At 57.3% G+C, this 23,998-nt stretch carries 24 protein-coding genes; 6 read left to right on the forward strand and 18 right to left on the reverse strand.

The genetic code is table 11. The features are described 5' to 3' along the window. The first annotated feature begins 7 nt into the window (after positions 1-7). The 3 genes from ABWH92_RS17345 to ABWH92_RS17355 are packed head-to-tail and all read left to right on the forward strand — an operon-like array spanning position 8 to position 3,264. A complete protein-coding gene (locus ABWH92_RS17345) occupies positions 8-859 on the forward strand; it encodes an N-acyl homoserine lactonase family protein (RefSeq protein WP_375570523.1) in 852 nt (283 codons plus the stop codon). Positions 860-904: 45 nt separating this feature from the next. Further along, positions 905-2,491 (forward strand): isochorismatase family protein, encoded by a 1,587-nt coding sequence (locus ABWH92_RS17350; RefSeq protein WP_375570525.1) that lies wholly within the window; start codon positions 905-907, stop codon positions 2,489-2,491. Between the two features lie 38 nt (positions 2,492-2,529). Continuing rightward, positions 2,530-3,264 (forward strand): SDR family NAD(P)-dependent oxidoreductase, encoded by a 735-nt coding sequence (locus ABWH92_RS17355; protein ID WP_375570527.1) that lies wholly within the window; start codon positions 2,530-2,532, stop codon positions 3,262-3,264. Between the two features lie 104 nt (positions 3,265-3,368). Here the strand turns inward: ABWH92_RS17355 and ABWH92_RS17360 are convergent, their stop codons facing one another. From ABWH92_RS17360 to ABWH92_RS17380, 5 genes are all read right to left on the reverse strand, one after another. Continuing rightward, complete coding sequence (locus tag ABWH92_RS17360) at positions 3,369-4,376, reverse strand: isopenicillin N synthase family dioxygenase (RefSeq protein ID WP_375570528.1); 1,008 nt, start codon at positions 4,374-4,376, stop codon at positions 3,369-3,371. Between the two features lie 123 nt (positions 4,377-4,499). Next, positions 4,500-5,891 carry an amidohydrolase family protein gene (locus tag ABWH92_RS17365; RefSeq protein WP_375570529.1) on the reverse strand — a complete coding sequence of 464 codons (1,392 nt, stop codon included), beginning with the start codon at positions 5,889-5,891 and terminating at the stop codon, positions 4,500-4,502. After that, positions 5,888-6,763: an ABC transporter permease gene (locus ABWH92_RS17370; RefSeq protein WP_375570531.1), complete on the reverse strand. Its 876-nt coding sequence runs from the start codon at positions 6,761-6,763 to the stop codon at positions 5,888-5,890. The genes ABWH92_RS17365 and ABWH92_RS17370 overlap by 4 nt, the downstream gene beginning before the upstream one ends. After that, entirely contained in the window at positions 6,714-7,487 is a 774-nt protein-coding gene (locus tag ABWH92_RS17375; RefSeq protein WP_375570533.1) for an ABC transporter ATP-binding protein, read from the reverse strand. Before ABWH92_RS17375 ends, ABWH92_RS17370 begins: the two co-directional genes overlap by 50 nt. A 12-nt stretch (positions 7,488-7,499) precedes the next feature. Further along, positions 7,500-8,498: an ABC transporter substrate-binding protein gene (locus ABWH92_RS17380; RefSeq protein WP_375570534.1), complete on the reverse strand. Its 999-nt coding sequence runs from the start codon at positions 8,496-8,498 to the stop codon at positions 7,500-7,502. A gap of 436 nt (positions 8,499-8,934) precedes the next feature. On the opposite strand from ABWH92_RS17380, the gene ABWH92_RS17385 reads away from it, so the two are divergent. Both ABWH92_RS17385 and ABWH92_RS17390 read left to right on the forward strand, forming a co-directional pair. Further along, on the forward strand, positions 8,935-9,426 hold the full coding sequence (locus tag ABWH92_RS17385) for a nucleoside deaminase (RefSeq protein ID WP_375570536.1): 492 nt from the start codon (positions 8,935-8,937) through the stop codon (positions 9,424-9,426). A gap of 26 nt (positions 9,427-9,452) precedes the next feature. Further along, complete coding sequence (locus ABWH92_RS17390; protein ID WP_375570538.1) at positions 9,453-10,871, forward strand: 8-oxoguanine deaminase; 1,419 nt, start codon at positions 9,453-9,455, stop codon at positions 10,869-10,871. Here ABWH92_RS17390 and ABWH92_RS17395 read toward each other — a convergent pair. Next, positions 10,868-11,854, reverse strand: coding sequence for an isopenicillin N synthase family dioxygenase (locus tag ABWH92_RS17395; RefSeq protein WP_375570540.1), 987 nt, complete (start codon positions 11,852-11,854; stop codon positions 10,868-10,870). The two genes, ABWH92_RS17390 and ABWH92_RS17395, sit on opposite strands and share 4 nt — an antisense overlap. A gap of 218 nt (positions 11,855-12,072) precedes the next feature. On the opposite strand from ABWH92_RS17395, the gene ABWH92_RS17400 reads away from it, so the two are divergent. Continuing rightward, positions 12,073-12,936: an NAD(P)-dependent oxidoreductase gene (locus tag ABWH92_RS17400; protein WP_375570542.1), complete on the forward strand. Its 864-nt coding sequence runs from the start codon at positions 12,073-12,075 to the stop codon at positions 12,934-12,936. A gap of 4 nt (positions 12,937-12,940) precedes the next feature. Here ABWH92_RS17400 and ABWH92_RS17405 read toward each other — a convergent pair whose 3' ends face one another. From ABWH92_RS17405 to ABWH92_RS17460, 12 genes are all read right to left on the reverse strand, one after another. Next, complete coding sequence (locus ABWH92_RS17405; protein WP_375570544.1) at positions 12,941-14,074, reverse strand: fumarylacetoacetate hydrolase family protein; 1,134 nt, start codon at positions 14,072-14,074, stop codon at positions 12,941-12,943. A 4-nt stretch (positions 14,075-14,078) separates the two neighbouring features. Beyond that, entirely contained in the window at positions 14,079-14,975 is an 897-nt protein-coding gene (locus ABWH92_RS17410; RefSeq protein ID WP_375570546.1) for an SMP-30/gluconolactonase/LRE family protein, read from the reverse strand. Next, on the reverse strand, positions 14,975-15,829 hold the full coding sequence (locus ABWH92_RS17415; RefSeq protein WP_375570548.1) for an aldose 1-epimerase: 855 nt from the start codon (positions 15,827-15,829) through the stop codon (positions 14,975-14,977). Before ABWH92_RS17415 ends, ABWH92_RS17410 begins: the two co-directional genes overlap by 1 nt. Beyond that, complete coding sequence (locus ABWH92_RS17420) at positions 15,829-16,536, reverse strand: SDR family oxidoreductase (RefSeq protein ID WP_375570549.1); 708 nt, start codon at positions 16,534-16,536, stop codon at positions 15,829-15,831. The genes ABWH92_RS17415 and ABWH92_RS17420 overlap by 1 nt, the downstream gene beginning before the upstream one ends. A gap of 12 nt (positions 16,537-16,548) precedes the next feature. Further along, complete coding sequence (locus ABWH92_RS17425) at positions 16,549-17,283, reverse strand: ATP-binding cassette domain-containing protein (RefSeq protein WP_375570551.1); 735 nt, start codon at positions 17,281-17,283, stop codon at positions 16,549-16,551. Positions 17,284-17,285: 2 nt separating this feature from the next. Further along, complete coding sequence (locus tag ABWH92_RS17430; protein WP_375570553.1) at positions 17,286-18,266, reverse strand: ABC transporter permease; 981 nt, start codon at positions 18,264-18,266, stop codon at positions 17,286-17,288. Between the two features lie 92 nt (positions 18,267-18,358). Beyond that, positions 18,359-19,324, reverse strand: coding sequence for a sugar ABC transporter substrate-binding protein (locus ABWH92_RS17435; RefSeq protein WP_375570555.1), 966 nt, complete (start codon positions 19,322-19,324; stop codon positions 18,359-18,361). A gap of 37 nt (positions 19,325-19,361) precedes the next feature. Next, the gene (locus tag ABWH92_RS17440; RefSeq protein WP_375570557.1) at positions 19,362-20,567 is read right to left on the reverse strand and encodes a mandelate racemase/muconate lactonizing enzyme family protein; all 1,206 of its coding nucleotides are present in this window, start codon (positions 20,565-20,567) and stop codon (positions 19,362-19,364) included. Positions 20,568-20,577: 10 nt separating this feature from the next. Then, positions 20,578-21,297 carry a FadR/GntR family transcriptional regulator gene (locus ABWH92_RS17445; protein ID WP_375570559.1) on the reverse strand — a complete coding sequence of 240 codons (720 nt, stop codon included), beginning with the start codon at positions 21,295-21,297 and terminating at the stop codon, positions 20,578-20,580. 120 nt (positions 21,298-21,417) lie between these two features. Continuing rightward, positions 21,418-22,446, reverse strand: coding sequence for a hypothetical protein (locus ABWH92_RS17450; RefSeq protein WP_375570560.1), 1,029 nt, complete (start codon positions 22,444-22,446; stop codon positions 21,418-21,420). Beyond that, complete coding sequence (locus ABWH92_RS17455) at positions 22,433-23,095, reverse strand: RraA family protein (RefSeq protein ID WP_375570562.1); 663 nt, start codon at positions 23,093-23,095, stop codon at positions 22,433-22,435. The genes ABWH92_RS17450 and ABWH92_RS17455 overlap by 14 nt, the downstream gene beginning before the upstream one ends. A 9-nt stretch (positions 23,096-23,104) precedes the next feature. Beyond that, the gene (locus ABWH92_RS17460) at positions 23,105-23,995 is read right to left on the reverse strand and encodes an SMP-30/gluconolactonase/LRE family protein (RefSeq protein ID WP_375570564.1); all 891 of its coding nucleotides are present in this window, start codon (positions 23,993-23,995) and stop codon (positions 23,105-23,107) included. Between the last annotated feature and the right edge of the window lie 3 nt (positions 23,996-23,998).

Here is a 23,998-nt window from a genome sequence, read left to right on the forward strand (position 1 = left end):
GGACGTCATGGCGTTAGAAGTTAAGGTACTCGACTATGGAGACATTGAGCTGGAATCCAGCTTTTTGGTGCTGGCGCGCGACTGCGGCCGCACCCGTCGCGTGCCGGTCTATGGCTTTTTGATCCTTGGCGGCCAGTATCCCATCGTGGTCGACACCGGCTATCGCGATAACGCGATTATGGAAACACTGGGCATGCGCGGCCTACAGTTCCACGAGAACATGATTGAGCGCCAACTGGCCAATCACGGCGTGAAGATGAGCGATGTGCGCTATGTGCTGCACACGCATCTGCACATCGATCATGCCGGGAAGGACGATCACTTCTCAATGAACACCACCGTGGTGATCAACCGGCGTGAACTTGAGTATTCCGTCTCGGGCTTGATGCACCCGCAATATCCCAAGCCCGATATCATGCATCTGGTGGAGCGGCTGCACACGCCCGGTGCTCTGCGGCTTGAGGACCTTGAAATCTCTGGGCCAATCGAGCTGATCCCCGGTGTCTACTTGGAAGCGGCAGGTGCTCACACCGAAGGTTCCATGAATGTGCATGTGGATACGGCCGAAGGGCGCGCCACTCTGTGTGGCGATGTCATCTACGACTTCAACGATCAGATTATCAATCCGATCCACACGTTCGGGCCAGAGGAGTATCAGCCCACCGGCAATCATGGTGGTTCCAAGCGCAATGAAAAGGCACAGGTACGCAAACTTATGTATTCGGGTGCGAAGTTCCTGCTACCTGTGCATGACAAACCAGCGCTGATCGAGAATGGTCAAGTGGTCGGGCGGCTCGATATGGCAATCCCGGGGCCCGTCACACAGTCCGTGCCGCGCCGTGACTGGTTCCCCATGTAGGGCCATCGCATACACCGTTCCATGCAACGCTGAAGGGCACTCGCCATGACACATCAGGTGATGGATCCAGCCTTTGCAGGGCTGATTGATGAGCACGCGCCGGTCCGCCAAGTGGGCTCTGGCTTCACATTTACCGAAGGGCCAATCTGGCATCCGGTAGAACAGTATCTGCTTTTCTCCGATATGCCTGCCGACGTGCGGCGGCGGCTCGATGGTTCTGGTGTGCGTGAGGTTCTCAAGCCCTCGCACAAAGGCAATGGCATGACCTATGATGCCAACCTGAACCTCCTTGTGTGCGAACACTCAACAAGCAGCGTCACGCGCTTCGCGCCAGATGGCACCCGCACTGTGCTGTGCAGTCATTTTGAAGGCCGTGAGCTCAACTCCCCCAACGATCTGTGCGTCAAATCAGATGGATCGATCTGGTTCACCGATCCTTGGTATGGTCGGATGCCGGGCTTCGGCGTGGAACGGCCGCGTGAACTGGGTTGGCAAGGAGTTTTCCGATTGCCGCCCAACCACAAGCCCGGTGACGAGCCTGAGCTGATGGTGGATCGCTACACTTTCACCATGCCCAACGGTCTTTGCTTTTGTCCGACCGAAGATCGGTTGTTCGTCAACGACACTGAACAGGCCAACATTCGCGTCTATGACATCAAAGGCGACACGCTGGTCAACGGACGCGTTTTTGCCTCCGGCATCAAGGACAGCATGTTGCCCGGTGTGCCAGACGGCATGAAGTGTGATGCGCAAGGCAATATCTGGGTAACTGCTCCCGGCGGTCTGTGGGTCTATACCATTGAAGGCCAGTTGATCGGCAAGGTAGCTATTCCGGAACTTTCCGCCAATTTGCATTGGGGCGGGCCGGACTGGCGCACACTTTACGTTTGCGCATCCACCAGCGTTTACGCGGTGGACACAAAAGTTGGCCCGCGCAACGAGCCGTTCATGCGCGCCCGCGGCCCGGCACCTGCCGTTGCAGCGCCATCGGCTGCGGCCGCATCCGCTCCAGCCACTTCGGGCGATGCGCTTGAGTTGGATGCCTCACGCTGTGCCCTCATCATTCAAGACATGCAGAACGATGTGGTGATGGAGGGCGGTGCTTTTGCCGAGTCCGGCTCCCCCATTCACTGCCGTGAACAGAACGCCATTGCCAATGTTGCCCGGCTCGCCGAACGATGCCGACAGGTTGGTGTGCCCGTTATTCATGTACACTTCTTGGTGCCCCCCGGCGCGCCCGGCCTGACCCTCAACGCGCCACTGTTTGAAACAACACTCGACAGCAACGCCCTTGTGAAGGGCACCTGGGGTGGTTCACCAGTGGCCGAGCTAGAACCACGCCCTGGCGACTATGTGGTGGAAAAAAACCGCATGTCGGCTTGGGAAGGCAGTCAGCTGGAAACCATCCTCAAGGCCGAGGGCCGAGATATGATCATCGAGACTGGAGCCTGGACCAACATGTCGGTGGAGCACACCGCGCGCACGGGAGCCGACAAGGGTTATGTGATGGTGATCCCTGAGGATGGCTGCTCAACCATGAACGCCGATTGGCACAATGCCTCGATCAATTACGCCATGCAGAACGTCGCATTGGTCACCAAAACCGACCAGGTGATCGCCGCGCTGCGGTGAGGCCAGCGATCAGCGCTGTACTATGAGAAGGAATTGCGATGTTTGAGGGACAGTCGGCCGTCATCACCGGCGGAGCGCAGGGCATCGGCTATGCCGTGGCCAAGCACTTGCACGAACGCGGTGCCCACGTGGTTTTGTGGGATTTGGATGGAGATCTTGCGAACAAGGCGGCCGAAGATCTTGGAGAGCGTGCGCAAGGTGCAGCGATCGACGTGACCAATGCCGACGCGGTTGCAGCGCTTGCTGACGATGTTGCAGAGCAGCTTGGCAAGATCGATATGCTTGTGACGTCAGCGGGCATTGCCGGCTCTAATGCGCCGGTGATCGACTATTCGGTGGAAGAGTTTCATCAGATCGTCGCGGTCAATTTGCATGGTGTGTTTCATTGCTGCCGAGCGGTGCTGCGCCACATGGCAGGCAAAGGCTACGGTAGGGTGGTGAACATTGCCTCTGTCGCCGGCAAGGAGGGCAACCCCAACGCCGGCGCTTACTCCGCCTCCAAGGCTGGCGTGATGGCGCTGACCAAGACGCTGGGCAAAGAACACGCAGCCCAAGATATCGCGGTTAACTGCGTGACACCTGCCGCCGCACGCACACGTATTTTCGATCAGATGAGCCAAGAGCATATCGACTATATGCTCTCGAAAATTCCCCGAGGTCGTTTCCTGGAAGTCAACGAAGCCGCTGACATGATCGGCTGGCTTTGCAGCCCAGAAAACAGTTTCACAACAGGCGCAGTTTTTGATCTGTCAGGTGGCCGAGCCACATACTAGGCCACACGACGTCTTGCCGCAGACACCTTTCTAAGAGATGCCTGCGGCTAAGGTGGCTTCAAAAAAAACCGCCCGACGAAAACCAGCGTGGTGTTTGTAGCCGGTCAGGTTTCTTTCTTGTCGAAATTGGCTGACAGGCGCATTTGCATATAATCGCCAGCGCTCATGGGCTCATACTTCTCTTGAGGCCCAACAATCATGGCATCTTTGTTGGCCTGTGCGAAGAACGCAATCGAGTAGCGCGGGCCATCATATTCGCCCGGCTTAGGCATACGCACCCGGTGCAACGTCGATTGAAGGAGATCATCTGACCAGCGCATTAGCATGTCGCCGATGTTGCAGGTGATGATGCCATCGAGCGGCTCAACTTCCGTCCAGGCGAGCCTTTCCACTTGGTCCTTACCTGGCGCAACCTGCAGACCGCCCTGCCCTGTACGTTGATGTAAGAGCGTCAGACAGTTGTAGTCGCTGTGCGCGCCGGCGCGCCAATATTTGTAGTCCTCCTGCTTGGTATCCTTCATCGCAAGATAGTGGATCAGCCGCACGGTGGACTGATAGGTTGGCTTCATCGGGTCATGAGCTGTGGTGAAAAAGTCCGTCGGCATGCCCAGTTTGCCGGCGAAGCACCCGAGAACCTTCATCGCAACGCCCCAATTGGCGCGCTCAAAAGTAAGCATTGAAGCTTTGAAGCCTGCCAGTTCTTCAGGGGTTGGCCAGAGGCCAAGTTCATCCATGCGCGAGATGGTGACCTGGTAACTCTCCTTCTGATCGGCGGTACCAGTGGAAGGGCGCACCTGTGCCTTGTACTCCCAACCGGAGTTGGTGCCGCGCGCCATGGGATACTGCGCCTTCACCTCCTGCGGCAGGTCGAAGAAGTGTTTTGATTTCAAAAAAGCATCATCGATCAGATGTGTTGGTACCCCGTGATTGATCAGCTGAAAAAAGCCGATGTCGGTGGCTGCGGCCCACAACTCTTCGGTGATCTCGGCTTTGCGGGCATCAAAGTCGGTCAGATCTATGCGCGGTACGGTGCGTTCGATTTCGACACCGACACCACCAATGGTGGTCTCTTTGTTCAGTTCTTTGAGGGCGTAGTCGGCTGCATTGGCCATGTTTATCTCCATCAGGGTTGAGTGATTTGTCCGCAGTTGGGGCGGGAAAACGTCAAACGGAGCAATGACCTGCGCTTTTCGAGATTGGTGCGCTGCCTGCTTCTACTCCTGATCGTGAACGGGTCAGCAAGCCTCCTTCAGTTTGAGCGCGCGTCGCGCTTTGATGGTTTCGACTGCTTGGAAGCAGTCGTGCGAAAGTTGGTCCATGTCGAGAAACGGCAGTGCTCCATCAACGACGAGTGGCCTTCCCTTGACGAAGGAATGCCGGACATGCGCCTGCCCACCGGCAACGATCGGACCAATCAAACGATCATGTTGACCGAGGTAGCGTGGCGCCGACAGATCAAAGAGGGCGATGTCGGCATCTTTGCCAACTTCCAGCGTTCCGATGTTTTCAAAGCCTAGAACCTTGGCGCCACCTGCGGTGGCCCAATGCAGGCAGGTTTCCGCATCCACCGCCCCGACACCTTTGGTGATCCGGTGGGTGCAGAAGATGGCGTAGAGCGCTGAGACCATGTCAGCGGCTTCATTGGCCGCTGCGCCATCCACGCCCAAAGAGACGGTTCCGCCAAGCTTGTGCAGTAAATCAGCGGGCGCGACACCGGAGCCGAGCCGGGCATTGGCCTGCACGCAGTGCGCCATGCCGGTGCCGGTTTCGGCGAGCAGCCGCACCTCGCTTTCATCGCAATCGACGAGATGGGCAAACCATACATCGGGCCCCAGCCAGTCATGCTCAGCGAGCCAATGCACAGGACGTTTGTTGTAGTGTTCTAGCGTGTAGTCCACATAGCCCTGGTTTTCCGATAGATGGGAATGGAGCCGCACGCCCATGGCGCGCGTTGCTTGGGCGATCTCTTTCAACTCCCCCTCAAGCAGGGAATAGGTCGGGGTTGTCGGCGCAAAGGCGACTTTTATCATCGCAGCTGGATCGGGGTCATGCCAGCGGCTCACATCGGCCTCTACCGCTCGAAGCATGGCATCGAAGCTTTCCGTCGGCAGCGGCACGATGTCGGGCGAGTCAAACGCACGCGCCTTTGTTGCGCCGCCGCGCCCAAGCATGAACCGCACGCCAAAGCGCTGCGCTGTTTCACAGAGTATGGTCGATGGGTCGAAATCGAAACGGTCTGAATAGAAATAGTGATGATCGGCAATGGTCGTTGCACCCGACAGGGCAAGCTCGGCCATGCCGAGTGTGACTCCGGCCTGCATCACATCAGCGTCGAGCGTGTCCCAATAGGAATAGGGCACCAGGCGCAGCCAAGGCGTCAGCGGTTCGTTCATGCCTTCAGGCACACTTTTCAGAACGCTTTGAAAAAGATGATGGTGGCTGTTCACCAACCCGGGTGTCACAACACAGCCTGCGGCATCAACGATTTCTTCGCCCGGCTCTGGGATCAGGACACCAATGGCGGTGATCTTGCCATCTCGCACGCGGATGGAGCCGCTGGCGCGCGCAGCTTCGCCCAGTTGACCGGTCAGAATGCCTTCAGCGCCATGGATCAAAAAGCTGGTCACCGCTCATCCTTGGGCATCGACCAGGGGAAGAAGATGCGCTGAACCAACACCACCAGGTTGAAGAGCGTCAGCGACATCAGAACCAAAAACCCCAGACCCAACCAGGCTTGGGGCAGTTTGAAGTTGGACGTTGAGAACTGGATGAAAAATCCAAGCCCCTGCGAGGACGCCACAAACTCGGCCACCACGGCACCGATGACCGCCAAGGTAATAGAGATTTTAAGGCCCGAAAAAATGTAAGGGATCGCATAGGGAATGCGGATTTGCGTGAACTCACGCCAGGGCGGAGCCTTCAGACTTTGAGAAAGTTCGATCAGCTCGCGCGGTGTTGCCATCATGCCCGTGGTCATGGAGACGACCAAGGGAAAGAACGTGATGAGAAACGTGATGGTGACACGCGGTGCATCGCCGGACCCCAAAATCACGATGATGATGGGCGCGATGGCCACGACAGGCGTGGATTGGATTACGACGAGCAGCGGATAAAGGCAGGCGGAAACCACCTTCGACCGGGTGAGCGCTATCGCCACCGGCAGCGCGATGCAGATGGAAATCACGTAGCCGATCATCGCCACCCGCAGCGTCGCCCAGACATGATCAAACCAGCGATCAGCGGGCACCGCGTCAATTGCGCCGCCAATGCGTGTGGGTGCAGGCAGAATGAAACTTGGGATTGGGAAGATGCTTGTCACAAGCTCCCAGACCACCAGAAGGGTGATGATCGTTAGCCCTGGCAACAAGCCAGGCACTGCCATCATCTGGCGGCCAAGTGGCACCTTCGCTGCCTCAACGGCAGCCGGTGTTGCTGGCGCTGTGGAATCCTCAGGCGGCGCGCTTGAGGAGGAGGCTGCGGAGATATCCTGCAAACTCATGCATCACCTTTGATGTGGTGGTTTCAACGGTGCGCGGCCGGTCCAGCGGCACCTTCAGATCTTCGAGAATAGCGCCTGGTCGGTCGGTCATCACGATCACGCGGTCGGCCAGCAGAACGGCCTCAGATATTGAGTGGGTGATGAAGAGGACGGTCTTCGGCCTCTCTTGCCAAATGCGCAAAAGCTCAAAGCCCATCTCTTCGCGCGTTAGAGCATCAAGCGCTGAGAACGGCTCATCCATCAGCAAAATGTCTGGGTCCATCAACAGGGCGCGAGCGATGCCAACGCGCTGCTGCATGCCGCCGGAAAGTTCGTTTGGAAGCCGAGTTTCAAAACCCTCCAGGCCCACCATCTTGACCAAGTCGTGCGCCCGTTGACGATCATCCTTGGCAACGAAGCCGCCGCGATGTTTCAACGGGAAGAGTACATTGTCGATGGTGTTCGCCCAGGGCAGCAAGGTTGGTTTCTGAAAGACGATACCGACATCATCGCGCGGGTCGGTGACCTCAAGATCAAAGACCTTCACGCTGCCAGATGTCGGCTTCAACAGGCCGGATGTCAGGCGCAGAAGTGTTGATTTCCCGCAGCCTGAAGGCCCGAGCACGGCAACAAACTGGTGCCGGGCAATGCTGGTGGAAACGCCGCGAAGCGCTTCAAGTGGGCCAGTGTCCGTGGCGAACACTTGGCCAACATTTTCAAACGCGATCGCGGCGTTGTTTGGCATGGCTTGGTCAGCTTAGTTGGTTGGAAGGAAGGAACGATCGACGATGGTTTCAGGGTCAAGCGCATCAACGTCGAAGCCCTGTGCAGCGGCCACGCGCTCCCAAGTCGCCGCCAAACGGCCAGCCTCGAAGGCGCCGAGGCCATCGGCCTCTGTGACCTCATTGAAGACCAGCAGCATGGCATCGTTTACGCCACCTTCAATGGCCGCAAGATCGAGTTCCGGCACAACCGAAACAACAGCCTCGGCGGCTTCGCTTGGGTTTTCCGACGCGAAGACGATCGAGCGCTGATAGGCTTCAAGGAACCGGCGAGCCACATCCGGGCGTTCCGCCAAGAACGTATCGTTGGCAACCACAGAAGCTGAGTAGAGTTCAAGACCAGCCGTCGACCAGGGGATGACCACAATGTCTTTGCCAGCTTCTTCTGCCTGCGTGGTGTAGCGCGTGATATCAACAACCCAAGCGATGATGGCGTCAGCCTGGCCCGTCATAAGCGTTGGCCCAAGGGCACCTGGATCCATTTTGTTGAGAACGATGTCCTCTTCCGTCATCCCAAGGTCTGCCAGAACGAGTGGAAGATAGACATTGGAGGAGGTGAAGGGCGATGTGGCGATGGTCATCCCACGCACATCTTCCACTGTCGCGATACCATTGCCTTCCAGTGTGTAGAACGCGTGAGGCCCTTGGTTGAAATAAGACATGACGGCTGTCACCGGTACATCTTCGGTGATGGTGGCGGCCATCAATGCGCCAAGACCGGCGGTGCCTATGTCGGAGATACCGGTGGCAAGCTTGGTGACAGCTTCAGACGAGCCACGTCCCTGTTCGATGGTGACTTCGATGCCAGCCTCCTCGCAGAAACCCTGCTCTATGCAGACGTAGATCGGTGATTTGTCTCCGCCTGGAAGCCAATCAAGCTGGAAGGTGACTTGATCCAAAGCGTTGGCCGATGTGGCTGTTGCGGCCAAAGTAAAGCCCCCAAAAAGGGCTGCTGAAAAATGCTTCATACGCATAAGGTTGTCCTTTCCCAGCCGTTTTGAGCGCTGCTGAACCCAGCAACGCCGGCGTGCCGACTGGATAGCGGGGCGCTGAACCGCGGAAGCATGAAGGTGTCCGTTAAGCGGAGCGCCGGTTGGGAGGAGAGAAGAAGCAGCATGCGAACTCGGCTCCATCGCCGCCCGGCACAAACCAAGCGGTGGGGTAGGAAGACCGAGCAATGTCCCGATTTACAGCTCATCGTTGGTGAGCTGATCCACCTGACCGCTTCTACTCGCCCATGATGAAACCACGGCCCCTGCTATCCGCGCAGGTGCAATTGGCCGATCTGCGCCTCAATAGCGTTCACACGCTGTCGAACTTACGTTCATTTTGCCTGCTAAACAGGCATGCTACGTGGTTGCCCACATGCTAAGCAACTGGGATCGATGCACCTGATTAGTGAGCCATTCCATGTCAATTTCACCTGAGCGCGACGAAGAGCTGATCCGCCGCACCATTGAACTCGCCAAGCAGTCACGTGCTCGTGGCGACCATCCGTTTGGCGCGTTGTTGGCCGATGCTGATGGCAAGATTCTTTTGGAGGCTATGAACACCGGCGGCACCAAAGGTGATGCGACAGGCCACGCCGAGCGCAACCTCATGACCGAAGCATCAACAACTTATGACACCGACTTCTTGCAGACCTGCAGCATGTACACCAGCGCTGAACCCTGCGCCATGTGTGCTGGCTCCGTTTACTGGGCAGGCGTTGGTCGCGTTGTGCACGGCATGACTGAGAAAGCGCTGAAGGATTTGATCGGCCCTGACCCAGAAAACCTAACCATGGACTTGCCATGCAAGGTCGTGTTTGAGGCAGGTCAGCGCAAAGTGGAGGTCGTCGGCCCGCTGCTTTCGGAAGAAAGCGCGGTTGTGCATGACGGCTTTTGGGTCGGTAACGCATAGCGCATCGACCTAGTGAGGAGAGTGTTTTGGGCGGCGATACAACGAGCTTGCTGATCAAAAACATTGACGTGCTTGGCACGTTTGATGATGAGGCGCGCGAGATTGCCGACGGTGCGATCCTGGTCCGTGGTAATGTGATTGAAAAGGTCGGTACGACAGCCGAACTGGCTGGCGAGACCGGTGGTGCTGACCGCGTCGTTGACTGGTCCGGTCATGTCGTGATGCCAGGCATGATCAACACCCACCACCACATGTATCAGAACATGACCCGCTGCATGGTGCAGGACGATGTGCTCTTCACCTGGCTGACAACGCTTTACCCAATCTGGGCGCAGATGGACGATGCGGCAGTGAAGGTATCGGCCAAGATTGCTATGGCCGAGCTTATCATGTCCGGCTGCACCACGGCGTCCGACCACCTCTATATTCTGCCCAACGACTGCACGCTCGACAGCACCATAGAAGCGGCGCGCGAGATCGGCATGCGCTTTCACGCCTCACGTGGGGCCATGTCGCGGGGAAAGAGCCAAGGCGGTTTACCGCCGGACAATTGCGTTGAGGATGAAGAGGCGATTCTAAAAGACTCTGAGCGCCTCATTCATCAATATCACGACATGTCGCGCCATTCGATGAACCGGATCATCTTGGCGCCGTGTTCACCCTTCTCGGTGACCGATGGCTTGATGAAGGAGGCCGCGCAACTTGCCCGCCAACATGATGGCGTGCGACTGCACACCCACATCGCCGAGACGCTGGACGAAGAGACCTATTGCACCGAGATCTATGGCATGCGGGCCATCGAGTTTTGCGAAAGCGTGGATTGGATGGGCGATGATGTTTGGTTTGCCCATGCCATCTTTCTGAATGACCGCGAAATCAAGCTGTTCGCCGACACCGGCACCGGCGCAACCTATTGCCCGTCTGCGCACATGCGATGCGGCTCCGGTATCATGCGGGCACGCGAGATGCTCGACGCCGGTGTGACTGTGGGCTTCGGTGTCGATGGCTCGGCCTCCAACGATACTGGCAATCTGTTCCTGGAAGCGCGGCTCGGCATTTCGCTGCAGCGGGTCGCACCGACGCGCTACCTTTCGGAAAAACCTGGCGGACGCGGCGGATTCGCTGGCTCACCTCAGGCTTTGTCAGCCCGCGAAGCGCTGACCATGGCGACCCGGCATGGTGCGAAGCTCCTCGGACGCGACGATATCGGCCAGATTGCGCCCGGCATGAGTGCCGACTTCATCGCCGTGAAGCGCGATCATTTGGGACTTTCAGGATCACAACGCGATCCGTTGGCAGCGCTTATCTGGTGCGGGCCATTTCAAGTTGACCACTCTTTCATCAACGGCGTTCAAGTTGTGCAAGATCGTCAGTTCACAGCGTTTGACTTGGACAAAGCGCTCGCTGATCATCAGGCTACAATGGAGCGGCTTTACAGTGTTTAAGCGTAGGTTTGCTTGTACATGGCCTGCAGATGTTCTGAGACCGTGATTGGCGGGTGAGCCGGCGTCTCGCCGGGCGCCAGACACGTCTCAATGCAGCGTACTTCATGGTCCGGGTTGCCGGTATAGAAGAACGGTATGGAGTAGCGCTCACGGCCAGAGCGGTTGATCACGCGATGCAATGTTGAGCGATAGCGCCCATTGGTCCAGCGTTGGATCATGTCGCCCAGATTGACATTGAAGGCACCCTCAATGGGCGGGGCGGGTACCCAGCCATCCTCATCAAGCACCTCAAGGCCACCCACCTCATCCTGCCAGAGCAGAGTTAGGCCACCAAAGTCTGTGTGTGCTCCGCAACCTTTCTCGTCGGGCTCGGCATTTGGTCTTTGTGGAGGGTAATGCAGCAGGCGCAGCGTGCACATCGGATCGGCGGTGTAGCCTGAAAAATAGTCATGTCGTAGATCCAGCGATAGAGCCATGGCCTGCATCAGCTTAGTTCCGAAGGCGACCATGGTTTCGAAATACTCGTCAGCCGTCTGGCGGAATGCTGGCATGTTGACGGGCCATTGATTGGGGCCATGGTTGAACTTTCCAGCGAGCACACGCGGGTCCGTTTCAGGCACCTCTACACCGATGTAATACCCCTCCTTCTGATCGGGAGAGCCGCCTTTTTCCAGCGTCTGCGCGGCAAGACGCTCATACCCGCGGTTGCAGGCCGATAGGTCTTTGGACACGGCTTCTTTCTGCTCTAACGGCTTGGAAAAGAAGGCTTCTGCCTGCTGGCGTAGCAACGCGACCAAATCCGGCTCGACGCCATGGCCGACCACGTAAAAGAAACCTTTGTCCTCGCAGGCGTCCCGCATAGCGTGTGCCACCGCTGCGTCACGCGCAGCATCTCCTTCGCCAAAGCCTGACAGATCAATGACCGGCAGTGACTTAGCTGTCGCCTGGCTTACCGAAACGGTTGCTTTTTTAGATGATGCCATGATTGGCCGCCTCCTACGATGGGCGATGGGGAACAGGTACTCATCGGTAACGGAGCAAGTTTCACGCCAACCTTACCTTAGGGTCACTACCGATCTGCTTGCCACAGCGACCCGCCCCTCGCAGATCAAAACATCACATCGTGATGTTCTTGGCCTTGCCGCACGAAGGCCATTTGTTATGCCTCAAGCAACCTTTTGACCCCAACGGGAGCAACATCATGAAGATCGCCTTTTTAGGCACTGGGCTGATGGGCATGCCAATGGCCAAGCGCTTGATCGTGGCAGGGCACACCTTGACGGTCTGGAACCGTTCCCTGGAACGAGCGGCACCCCTTGGCAACATTGCCAATGTCTGCGCCACACCGAAAGAGGCTGTAGAAGAGGCTGAACTGGTCATCATGATGCTTGTGGACGGCCCCGCGACACGGTCCGTTCTGGTGGACCATGGTACTCTGGATGCCATGCCTTCGGGCGGATTGGTGGTCGATATGGGTTCCGTGGATCCGGCAACAGACCGGACGCTGGGGGACGCAGCCAAAGCTCGCGGTATAGAATATCTCGATGCACCAGTATCCGGCGGTGTCGTCGGCGCTGAGGCTGGAACGCTATCGATCTTTGTTGGTGGGTCTGAAGCAGCTGCCCGCCGTGCCTCCCCCATCTTGGAGGTTCTGGGCCGCCCCAAACACCTTGGTCCTCTGGGCTCCGGTCAGATCGCCAAGCTTGCCAACCAGGTGATTGTAGCAACCACGATCGGGGCTGTGGCTGAGGGCTTTCGCTTGGCGGAGGCAGGTGGCTGCGATCTGGCAGCGCTTCGAGAGGCGCTTATGGGCGGCTTCGCTGATAGCCGTATCTTGGATTTGCACGGAGCGCGGATGGTAGCGTCTAACTTCGAGCCTGGGGGACGCTCTGCAACCCAGTTGAAGGACCTCGATAACGCCGCCGCACAGGCCGAGGTAACGCAGCTCGATCTCCCACTAACACAAACCGTGCGCGATGCGTTCCGAGATTTGGTTGATCAGCATGGCGGCGCTGACATGGATCATGCGGCCTACTTCCACTGGCTGGCCGCACGTCAAACCTAGCGAGCTAAAGCAAACCTCGGCTCGCCAAATTGGCCATCAAGGATCGTGTCCCAAAGGTCCAAGGTGGGCAATTGGTTGAAAGATCGACGGTGTTGGTAAGCGCCCCGAGATCGGGCGAGGAGATGGTTACAACGTCGCCCAACTTATGTGTGAAACCGTCGCCAGGTGCGCCTTCTGGATCGCGATCCCGTGTCGGCGCAAACAATGTGCCCAAGAACAGCATGATCCCGTCTGGGTATTGATGATGGGGGCCGAGCGTCTGGCTTACCAGGTCTGCCGGATCACGGCTGATCTGCGCCATATCGGAGTGCCCATGCAGCACGAAATCATCTGGGCCCTCTACGTGCAAAGTCAAAGTCTGATTGCGCACAGTGTCGAGTGTGAAGGCGCCGTCGAACAGTCGGATGAAGGGACCAATGGCGCAGGATGCGTTGTTGTCTTTGGCTTTGGAAAGAAGCAGCGCTGAACGCCCCTCGATGTCGCGAAGATTCACATCATTGCCAAGCGTTGCGCCAATGATCTGCCCCTTGGATGAGGCCGCGAGCACAACCTCGGGCTCAGGGTTGTTCCATTTGGAGGATGGGTGCAGGCCCACCTTGGCACCATGACCAACTGATGAGAGCACCTGAGCTTTGGAAAACACCTCTGCGTCTGGTCCAATGCCCACTTCCAAATACTGGCTCCATAGGCTTTCCTTGATCAACGCCTGCTTGACCGCCATAGCCTCGTTGGAGCCCGGCGTGATGTTACGCAAGCTCTCACCGATCAGCGCCCCGATCCGGTTGCGGATCGCTTGGGCCGCCGATGGATCGCCAGCAGCACGTTCCTCAATCACTCGCTCGACCATCGATCCTGCAAAGGTTACGCCGCACGCTTTGACGGCCTGCAAATCACATGGTGCAAGAAGATACGTCTTTGTTTCATCGCCAACTGGTGCAGAGACGATGTCATCAAGCGAGCCTATGGGGTGTCCTTCGGCATCAGCGACATAGCCGGCCGGATCATCCAACTCACACACATCGCGAACCGTAGGTGTGCGCTTTGATGTGATGTCGATCACCTCGCCATCGCGCACCGTGACAACGCTCGGTCCAATATCAGCGCGCCAAATGCGGCCAAGCAACAAAGCGGTGTTCATGATGTTAGGCTCCAAATCGATGGTCCGGCACACCTGTCACGGAGGCCTCCGCCACCAGCACCGCGCCTTCTTCAGGGTTGTCGGCCAGTTGTCTCTTGCTCAAAGTGAACTGTGCCGACGTTACAAACAGTGTTCTACGGTCCGCACCCCCAAAGGTGCAACTTGTGGGATTGGTTACGGGCAATTCGACCGTCTGGTCGATCTTACCCTGAGGTGTGATGCGGATCAGGCAGGAACCGCCAAATCGCGCGTTCCACAGGCACCCATCTTCATCCATGGCTGAGCCATCGGGGGCTCCGCGTTCAAAGCCTTCAAGGAGAACACGTCTGTTGCTGATAGCCCCTTCATCGGCATTCCAGTCATAGGAAAAAATGACGTTGCGAATGCTGTCACCGAAGTAAAAGGTTTGGCCATCGGGCGACCAAGCCAGCGTATTGGAGATGCCAAACTCATGCTCGGTGTGGCAGCGCGTTGCTCCATCCACGTCAACGCGGAAAAGCGCACCAGAGTTTCTATCCATGTCGCAGCCCGAACCATCCTCATTGAGATTGGTTTGCATGGACCCCGTCCAAAACCTGCCTTGTGGATCACACTTGCCCTCATTGAGACGATTGCCAGGCATCGTGTCGGGATCAGCAAAGGGCGTGAACGTGCCAGTATCGAAGTCAAGCCACGCCATCCCGGATGCCAAAGCGACCAGCGCGCGGTTTCCGGTTTCGGCCAATGCCAGGGCTGTAGGGAAGTCCGCCGATGTCCAGACCTGCTGTTCACCGCTGTCTGGATCGAAGGCATGAATGGTCTTACTGATGATATCGACCCAAAAGAGCTTGCCCAGATGGGCATCCCAAACTGGGCCCTCAGCGACAGAATACCGGCCGTCATGGATCGGTGAAAAGTCCATCACGAACCCCAATCCAGGCGCATGTCCAAGGTAAGGCTTTCCCCAGACTCTAGCACCTTCAGACCTGGCATGCCTGGCAGATTGTGAGCATTCACAGGGTGAGAAACGGGCTCAAAACAGAAGAACCCGCAATCAGGCTCAGGGGAGTAGATGATGGCGGTGGTCAGTGTGTTGCTGGAAAGCTTGAGCGAGACCGCTCCCCTTCCCTGTTCAATTCGGGCACTGCCGTCCCAACCAGAAAAACCAGCATTGATCCACCGGCTAGGCAAGGGCTTGAGGCTGGAAAAATCGAAATCCTCAGGCGGTTGTTGTGGCCTGCCCGAGGACGGCAAACTGCCCTCACCTTCTGGCCAGTGATCAGGAGCGATGGCTTGCAGGCGCGTCTCCTCGGTGCGCGGAAACCAAGGATGAAATCCACCGCCAAAAGGCAGGGCGATGGCCGCCCGGTTGGTCATGGTCAGCGTGTTGGTGAGCGTATCACTCGTCAGTGAAAAGGTCTGTCGAGCCTCATAGGCAAACGGCCCGAAGGCACCATTGGATAGGTGAAGGACAGCTTCATCTTCAGTGGCAGAAAGAACAGTCCATTCCTTCTGGAAACCGTCACCATGAATGGCCAAGGGATCGACATCCATGTTCTGCGCCATGGCGTGGAATGTGCCTTGGAAGCTGAAACCACCGTCGATCCGGTTGGAAAACGGCACCAAGATGTTGGACGCAAGAGCGAACGGACCGTCTTCAGCCTTGCCAGACCAGGCGCGTAAGACAGGTTTGTCATCCACCCAAAGCCCGGCAATCCCGCCACCCATTTCGGGGTGCAGGCTTAGCTTCGCGTCACCCGCTTTCAGTTCCGGCATTACCAGCCGCCATCAATTGCCACGTTCTGACCTGAGATCATACGGGCAGCGTCCGAACACAGGAAGAGCGCAAGGTCTGCCACATCGCTGGCTTCGACCCGCGATTTCAGGCACTGCCGATCCAGCACCCAATCGTTGTATTCCTGGAGCCGATCGGCAAACACGCGGTTCTCAGCGGCCGACTTTACAGCGCCGGGTGCAATAGCGTTCACATTGATCCCGAAGGGTCCGAGTTCGCGTGCTAGCCCTTTGGTGAGGCCGAGCATTGCGCCCTTCGAAGCCACATAGGGCACATAGCCATCCCACTGGCCATTCAGCGTGATGGAGGTGAGATTGATGATCTTGCCCCAGTTTTTCTCTTTCATTGCTGGAGCGCAGACCCGCGACAGTGCGAAGGCTGCTGAGGAGTTGACCCGTATCTGGTCCTCATACTCCATCAGCGAAAACGCATCATGAGGCTTGTTGATGATGAGGGCGGCATTGTTGATCAGGATATCAAAGGGCACGGCCTGCCTCACCGCTTCCTCGGCTCCTGCCAGTTCGTTGAGGTCGACGCCCAGATAGCCATATCCCTCCAGCGGCGTCCCATCAGGCCGATCCAGAATCGTCACGTTTGCGCCCGCGGCTTTGAACGTTTCAGCCATTGCCGCGCCCAACGTGCCTAGACCGCCGGTGACTAGTGCGTTTTTGCCCGACAGATCCGTCATATCATTCTCTCCTCACAGCAAATCATGCACTTCATCGATGCTGGTTTCAGCCACCGGCTTATCGAGCACGACTTCGCCGAGCGCCATCGCGACGATCCGGTCGCAACAGGCGAACACATGGTGCATGTTGTGGCTGATGAAGATGCCGGTGACGTTTTGCTCTCGCAGCGATTTTACGAAACCGATCACCTTTGTCGTCTCTTTCACCGACAGATGATTGGTTGGCTCATCGAGGATCATCACCTTAGAGCGGAAATGCATCGCACGGGCGATGGCAACACCCTGACGTTGACCGCCGGAAAGCTCCCCCACCAAAGCGTCGGGTGAGCGCAAATGCAGATCTACATCGGCAATAGCCTCGACACTCTGCTCGCGCATCTTGGCTTCATCAAGGATACCAATGCCGCCAATCGACATCTTCAACGGCTCGCGTCCGATGAACATGTTGCGGGCAATCGACATGATTGGGACCATGGAGTTGTACTGGTAGATCGTCTCGATACCTAGATCCATCGCATCGCGCGGGTTGGCGATGGAGACCTTCTCCCCCTCAACGTACACATCCCCTTCGTCTGCCGTGTGCAGGCCAGAGAGGATGTTGATGAGGGTCGACTTGCCAGCACCATTGTCGCCGACGAGTCCAACGGCTTCGTTCGGTTTGAAGTCCAGCGAAACACCTTTCAAAGCATGCACGCCAGAGTACCATTTGTGCAGATTGTGCACGGAGATGATCGGGCTATCGCTCATGATCACGTCTCCACTTTCATCGCGCGGCCTCGCTTGCGTAGCCAGGCATTGGCCACCACGGCAAGGATGGTGAGCGCCCCGACAGCGAATTTGAACCAGTTGCTATCGACCTGGCTGAGCACCATGCCATTGTCGATCACGCGGATAAGCGTGGCGCCGATGATGCCGCCAAAGATGGAGCCAATCCCACCGAACAGCGACGTGCCGCCAATAACGGCTGCTGCAACGGCCTGGAGTTCAAGCCCCTCACCGATGGACGGCAGAGGCGAGCCGAGGCGCAGGACTTGGATCATCCCCGCGAAGCCCGCCAGCATGGAGCAGAGCATGAAGCAGGCAATCTTCACACGTGCGGTTGGGATGCCCATGGCTTGAGCGGCAGGCAGAAAGCCACCGGTTGCGCGCACCCAATTGCCGAAATTGGTTTTGCCCAAGAGGAAAGCAATAAAGAGAGCAATTCCAACGAACCAAAGAAAAGATGCACGAAACAGATCGCCTGGTCCGACGAAGGCGATGAACAGCTGTTCGGGGATGCGGTCCATCTGCAAGCGCGGTGGGAACCCTCCAGAGATCACCACCGTCAGCGAGCGCGCCATGAACAGCATACCGAGCGTGGTGATGAAGGACGGGATGCCGAAGCGAATGGTCAGAAAACCGTTCACAAAACCGATCAGCCCGCAAAACCCGATACCAACCAAAACCGCTGGCAAAAATGCCCAGCCGTCCACCATCAACACAGCCATGGTCATCGGCATCAAAGCGAAGACCGAACCGACGGAGAGGTCAAACTCACCGCAGATCATCAGCAAGGTGACGCCGATGGCGACCAGTGCCATCTCTGGCAAGAATCCCAATAGGCCACGCATGTTGGCGTAACTTAGGAAAAAGCCGTTTGAGGTGATTTGGAACACGCCGACCAAAATGAGAAGAAGCAGAAGCGCTGCCAACTCAGGTTTTTGAAGCGATAATTTGAGCAGCCGTTTCATGGACGTGCGAGCTCCTAACAGTCGATAAGGTGGCGACCGGCGGTTCGGCCGGTCGCCGTTGGCTCGAAAAGGGAGCCTGGGAGGATGTGGGGTTAGCGCAGTCCTTGTGCGGACAACTCCATGATCGCATCGGCGTCAGCCGGTGTGACGATACCCTGTCCGGTATCGATGTCAGCAGGCGCCAGCCCGACGGTCTTGGAGAGATAGACCTGCATCACAGGCATGAAGCCCTGCATGTAAGGCTGCTGATCGACCTGAACCTGAATGTAGCCAGCCTGCATTTGCTCAACGGCTTCAGGAACTAGATCAAAACCACCAAGCAGCACTTCACCAGGCTCAATGCCACGATCGGCAAGGACACGAGCCACGCCCGCGTGCCAGAACCCAGTATCGAAGTAAGCTGTGGTTTCTGGATTGGCAGCCAGATACGCACCAACACGGTCGGACACGGTGGCAAGGTCAGTGCCGGAATCAATCCGCTCCACATTGACCTCACGACCTGGATTGGCCGCGGCATAGTCTTCCATGAAGTTCATTACGCCAGCGCCGCGCTGCTCAGACCAGTTTTGGCCAGGTGCCGAAATACCAACCAGAACATTGATCGGGCCCTCTTCTGGGAAGTTGGCAGACTGCGCTTCGCCAAGCGAGTAGCCGGCGGGTAAGAAACCCTGGCCAACGAACGCCTGACGGGCGTTTCCGGCCGCACCTTCTAGATCATCGACATTCACGCCAATAACGATGACACCGGCATCGCGAGCGCGCTGAACGATTTCATCGAGAGCCGTGTTGTCAACGATGGAGGTTAGGATCGCATCGGGCTCACGTGCCAACGCGGCTTCCATATTGGCAAGCTGCTCCTGAACGGACCCTTCGGTCTGTGTGAAGATCATTTGGCAGTTGGCGTCGACCCGCTCGCAGGCATCGTCGAAACCTTTCTGCACGGCCTGCCAAAACGTGTTGGACGCCGACGAGTGATGGGTGAAGACGACATCAAGCGCCAATGCTGGCGTCGATGCGGACGCAAGTAGAGCCGCGGCGGCAAGCAATTTGAGTTTCATCTTTGTTTCCTCCCGGAAGCATGGTTGAGCCTGTTGATCAGACCGTGGTTGCGTCGGACGTTTTGCGCGACGTGGTGAAAGCTTTTTCAAGGTCGGGATTGAGTTCCATTCCAAGTCCTGGGCCTGGTGGAACCGTGATCATGCCGTTTTCAACCTCAGGCAGTGCGGTGACGAGGTCGCGATACCAAGTGCGGTAAAAGGCGCGCACGCTCTCCTGCACCAAGGCGTTGGGCGCGTTCAGCGACAGATGGGTGGAGGCGGCCAAAACGACTGGCCCGGTGCAATCATGCGGGGCGACGGGCAAGTGCCAGGCTTCGGCCATGGCAGCGATTTTCCGCGCTTCTGAAAGCCCCCCACACCAGGAAATGTCCAACATCACGACACCCGCTGCGTCGGTCTCCAAAAGATCGCGGAATCCCCAGCGCGAGGCGAGCGTTTCGGACGCTGAGATCGGTGCTGGCGATATGTCAGCGTAGCGTTTTAAGCTCGCTAAACTGTCCATCTTGATCGGGTCTTCGTGCCAAAATGTTTGGAAAGGTTCCAACGCTTTGGCGATCTGCATGGCTGGCAGCAACTGCCACATGGAGTGAAACTCCACCATGATATCCATGCTGTCACCGACGGCATCGCGGATCTTTTCAAAGGGCTTCAATGCGGCTTTGAGATCGGCGGACGAGATATACTGTCCGCGAGTCTTTTCGGCGGCGATATCAAACGGCCAAATCTTCATGGCCGTGATGCCCTCTTCTTTCAGCGAAAGTGCCAACTCCTCAGCGTTGTTCAGGAAGGCATTAAGATCATCATACTGCTGGCGATCGCCGTTCATCGCATAGTTGGCGGTGGTCTGGCCGGTGGCCTTCTTGATGTATTCTGTTCCAGCGCAGGTGTTGTAGGTGCGGATGCTTTGGCGCGTGAAACCACCAAGAAGCTGAGCAATGGGTTGGCCTGTGGCTTTGCCGAAAAGATCCCACAGCGCGATGTCAAAAGCTGAGTTGCCGCGCACCTCCGCACCTGAGGAACGAAAGCCGACATAACCGACCAGCTCGCTGGCCAAGAGATCGATCTGTAGGGGGTCACGTCCGATGACGCGCGGCGCGATGTACTCATGGACATACGCCTCAACGGTCGCGGCCCCAAAGAAGGTTTCGCCAAGACCGATCAGCCCTTCATCGGTGTGCACCTGCACCCACAGCAGGTTGGGCCTCTCGGCGACGCGTATGGTCTCAACAGCGGTGATTTTCACAAGACAGTCCTCATGAGAGACCCGCCTGTAGGAGCGCGCGAACACTCTCGTCAAAATGCGTGCTCATGGCCTCAACGGCCTGTTGAGGGTCACCAGCGGCCACGGCGCTCGCAATCTGCCCATGCGTTTCAATCATGGTTTGGCGCGCTTCAGGCGTGGATCTGCTCTTCCAACCGATGGGCCATGTCTGGCGCGTGATGCCTTGGAACGCACCGACGATGAGCGCAAAAACCGGGTTTCGGCATGCACCCGCCAGCGCGGTGTGAAACGCCAGATCAAGTTCCATCAACTCTTCCGGTCGGCTCACCGCATCCTGCATACCCCTAGCAAGCGACAGGATGTGTTTTGCTTCCTCATCGGTTCTGCGGATGGACGCAAGTGTGACGATACGTGTTTCGATCGTACGGCGGACATCATAGATCTGCTGCACATTGATCTGCTCGGTGTGCACACCATGCTCAATGATGAGCGACATCGCGCCGTGGTCGATGTTGGAAACAGTCGCACGCTTACCAACATTAAGCTCGATGATCCGCATGGCTGCCAATGAGCGGAATGCTTCGCGCACGACCGTGCGTGAGACCTTCAAATCCTTCGACAAAGCAAGCTCAGAGGGCAGCCTGTCACCGGGCATCAACTCGTGCTCGCGGATATGACGCGTGATCGCGCCAATGGCCTCGCTGACCCGGCCCACGCCATTTTTTTCCGCTTGATTGCTTTGATTTTGCAAATTAGTTCTCCTTAACCTGTATGACAGGTTTTGAAAATTTGTAGACATTTGCAACGCGCACGTCAATGCGCTCCGGGTAAAAGCCGAAGATCTTACCTGAGAGTGGCGATGGTTTACGGGCTAGACGAGCGACGACGCAGCGATGTGGTAGCGTGTTTCAAAGACTTTGCTAGCCTGAAACGAATGGCTCGTTGGCGTGCCTTGCCGCGCAATTGGATTGTCAGCCGAAGCAATGCCAGCACCAAGATCAAAGGCTGAGCAGATCGGTTCCAAGCCAAGCGCGGCGTGACGCCCATTCCAGGGCTCGTGTTTCCGACCGCGATTGCTGAACCATATGAGGAGGCTGGGGAAGTGCTCCGCATTCCATGTCAACGTTACGCGATAGTTGGCTTGGTGATTGTCCACCGCAGCATACCCTTCTTGCAGACCTACCAGTTGAAGCAGGTCTTCGCCCGGCGCCTCAAAGGGCAAGCGGCTTGCATCAATCTGCCCTCCGGAATGGGCTGGCGCCCCATGCAAATCATCAAACAGCGCATCTGCCGGGAAGATGTCTGCGCCTGGTTCCAGGGAACCTGGGTAGCTGCGAATGCTGTTTGCTTTGGAGGTGCTGATACGTGCCGCTCCAATCGTGGTGGGTAGAGCAAAGGTTGGATGCAACCCAATCGGCAAGTGGCAATCGGTGCGCGGCATCACCCGCAATACGCAGTCAATGGCAGGCGCGCTGGGGTCAGGAACAATCTCGCGTTCAACCGAAGCGATAGGGTGACCATCAGGATAACTTAGGTTGAGCACGAGACGCTTATCATCGACACAGACCCAATCCCAAACACAGTTGGAGCTTTCTCCATGTGGCGGCGCGTTTGGTGGCAAAGGCGAGGATTGCCCCATCGATGCTTGCCAGTCCGCTGATAGCGTCTGCGGCTCATCAGCCCCAAATGGAATGCAAGGCCATTCGCCTCGTAAGCCACGGAGAATAGGTGGAAGGTCAGGCGGCAGATTTTCATCCGCCCAAGGCGGAATGTGCATTGGTTGCGCAGATCGTCCATCAGACAGATCGAAGCGAACTGGCGCGAGCATCGCTCCCAAGCGCTGAACCGTCAACGATCCATGCGCCCAGTGCAGCGTTCTTGAAGCGTCAAAACTTTCCATACGTCTTGTAAGCGTCGACTGGATCGGTACCAGCCAGGATGGCAGCGCGCACCTTGTCTTCAGCGCTGATCACCTCTTCAACCTCGGTGACCACATCTTCGACAATGCCTTTGGGAATGATCACCACACCATCGAAATCGGCGACAACAAAGTCCCCGGCTTCAATCAGCACATCACCAATGGTGATGGGGTCATCAACGCCTTGCGGCACCCATTTGGCGACGATGTCACGCGGTGTCCGGAAGCGGCAAAAGACCGGGAACCCAATGGAGCGGATAAAGCTGTTGTCCCGCGAGCCACCATCAACGATGTAGCCGCGAACGCCGCGTACTTTTAGCGTTTCAGCCGATAGCTCGCCCATTAAGGCCAAGCGTTCAGAATTGGGCTGGCAGAGCACCACATGACCAGCAGGCGCGGTGGAGAGAAACTCCACCCACGGCAAAAGGTAATCCACCTCCTCGTCGTGCCGGTTCGCGTCGAACGCAACACCACGCAATGTCGAGATCGGGCCAACGACGCGGGTTTCATTGTCTAGCCCGACAATGGAATGCGGCAGCACACAGTTTTCCAATCCGCGTGCGCGCATTACGTCATAAACCGCGCCGGAATAACAGGCGTCCAAGCGTTCAGTGAGTTTGGCGATATCCATGGCGGGTTCCTAAAGCTTGAAACGATTTTCTGGCAGACCGCGTGTTTGGGTCTTGATGGCGAACAGGCTGCCAGCCAGCCGATCACTTTCGTCCTTCATCACGCTGGCGGTGGTAATGTAGAGCGTTGAAAGGTCATCTCCGCCAAAGCAGCAGGTGGTGATGTTCTTCACTGGCATCTCGATGATGCGATCCATGCTGCCATCAGGGGCGATGCGCACGACACAGCCGCCACCGAAACGGCAGTTCCAAATGTAACCATCTGCATCGATGGTGGAGCCATCAGGGAAGCCGCGTTCAAAACCGGAAAAATGGGTTTTGCCTTCACCAATGGAACTGGTGGCCGCATCGAAAGAATATCTTCGGATTTCGTTTTTCAGCGTGTCGCCGAAGTAGAAGGTGGACTTGTCTGGCGACCAGCAGAGCGTGTTGGCGATGCCAATGTTGGCTTCAACTTCTTCCAGCAGGCCGCCCTCGGTGTAGCGATACAGCTTGCCCAACCCATCGGTCACATCAAGATTCTCGCCGTTTGGCCCGACATTATTGCCCATCGAGCCAATCCAGAAGACGCCATTGGGATCGGTGCGGCCATCATTAAAACGAACGGTCGGACTGCCGGGCAACGTAACACCCAAATCCTGACGTTGGTCGGTTTCCACTTGGAGCAAGACGAGCTTGGAGCCCAACGCGACGAGCAGAGTGCCGTCGCGTGTCGTCAGTGAGAGCGCAACAACCGGCTCATCAAATGGATGGCTGGTGACAGCACCGCTCTCAACGTCAAGGCGGTGGACCAGAAAGCGGTTGATATCCACCCAATAGACACGGTTCTCATCGGCTGACCATGTGGCCGCCTCGCCGCAGATATCTCCGGTGGGTGCAACACATCTGACTTCGCCGATCATGGC

Source organism: Ahrensia marina (genome assembly GCF_042140245.1).
Taxonomy (GTDB): Bacteria; Pseudomonadota; Alphaproteobacteria; order Rhizobiales; family MH13; genus MH13.

Excerpts from the sequence above, each read along its gene's own strand:
- ABWH92_RS17345 (WP_375570523.1), top strand. The coding sequence starts at position 8 with ATGGCGTTAGAAGTTAAGGTACTCGACTATGGAGACATTGAGCTGGAA.
- ABWH92_RS17350 (WP_375570525.1), top strand. The coding sequence starts at position 905 with ATGACACATCAGGTGATGGATCCAGCCTTTGCAGGGCTGATTGATGAG.
- ABWH92_RS17355 (WP_375570527.1), top strand. The coding sequence starts at position 2,530 with ATGTTTGAGGGACAGTCGGCCGTCATCACCGGCGGAGCGCAGGGCATC.
- ABWH92_RS17360 (WP_375570528.1), bottom strand. The coding sequence starts at position 4,376 with ATGGCCAATGCAGCCGACTACGCCCTCAAAGAACTGAACAAAGAGACC.
- ABWH92_RS17370 (WP_375570531.1), bottom strand. The coding sequence starts at position 6,763 with ATGAGTTTGCAGGATATCTCCGCAGCCTCCTCCTCAAGCGCGCCGCCT.
- ABWH92_RS17375 (WP_375570533.1), bottom strand. The coding sequence starts at position 7,487 with ATGCCAAACAACGCCGCGATCGCGTTTGAAAATGTTGGCCAAGTGTTC.
- ABWH92_RS17380 (WP_375570534.1), bottom strand. The coding sequence starts at position 8,498 with ATGCGTATGAAGCATTTTTCAGCAGCCCTTTTTGGGGGCTTTACTTTG.
- ABWH92_RS17385 (WP_375570536.1), top strand. The coding sequence starts at position 8,935 with ATGTCAATTTCACCTGAGCGCGACGAAGAGCTGATCCGCCGCACCATT.
- ABWH92_RS17395 (WP_375570540.1), bottom strand. The coding sequence starts at position 11,854 with ATGGCATCATCTAAAAAAGCAACCGTTTCGGTAAGCCAGGCGACAGCT.
- ABWH92_RS17400 (WP_375570542.1), top strand. The coding sequence starts at position 12,073 with ATGAAGATCGCCTTTTTAGGCACTGGGCTGATGGGCATGCCAATGGCC.
- ABWH92_RS17405 (WP_375570544.1), bottom strand. The coding sequence starts at position 14,074 with ATGAACACCGCTTTGTTGCTTGGCCGCATTTGGCGCGCTGATATTGGA.
- ABWH92_RS17410 (WP_375570546.1), bottom strand. The coding sequence starts at position 14,975 with ATGGACTTTTCACCGATCCATGACGGCCGGTATTCTGTCGCTGAGGGC.
- ABWH92_RS17415 (WP_375570548.1), bottom strand. The coding sequence starts at position 15,829 with ATGCCGGAACTGAAAGCGGGTGACGCGAAGCTAAGCCTGCACCCCGAA.
- ABWH92_RS17420 (WP_375570549.1), bottom strand. The coding sequence starts at position 16,536 with ATGACGGATCTGTCGGGCAAAAACGCACTAGTCACCGGCGGTCTAGGC.
- ABWH92_RS17425 (WP_375570551.1), bottom strand. The coding sequence starts at position 17,283 with ATGAGCGATAGCCCGATCATCTCCGTGCACAATCTGCACAAATGGTAC.
- ABWH92_RS17430 (WP_375570553.1), bottom strand. The coding sequence starts at position 18,266 with ATGAAACGGCTGCTCAAATTATCGCTTCAAAAACCTGAGTTGGCAGCG.
- ABWH92_RS17435 (WP_375570555.1), bottom strand. The coding sequence starts at position 19,324 with ATGAAACTCAAATTGCTTGCCGCCGCGGCTCTACTTGCGTCCGCATCG.
- ABWH92_RS17450 (WP_375570560.1), bottom strand. The coding sequence starts at position 22,446 with ATGGAAAGTTTTGACGCTTCAAGAACGCTGCACTGGGCGCATGGATCG.
- ABWH92_RS17455 (WP_375570562.1), bottom strand. The coding sequence starts at position 23,095 with ATGGATATCGCCAAACTCACTGAACGCTTGGACGCCTGTTATTCCGGC.
- ABWH92_RS17460 (WP_375570564.1), bottom strand. The coding sequence starts at position 23,995 with ATGATCGGCGAAGTCAGATGTGTTGCACCCACCGGAGATATCTGCGGC.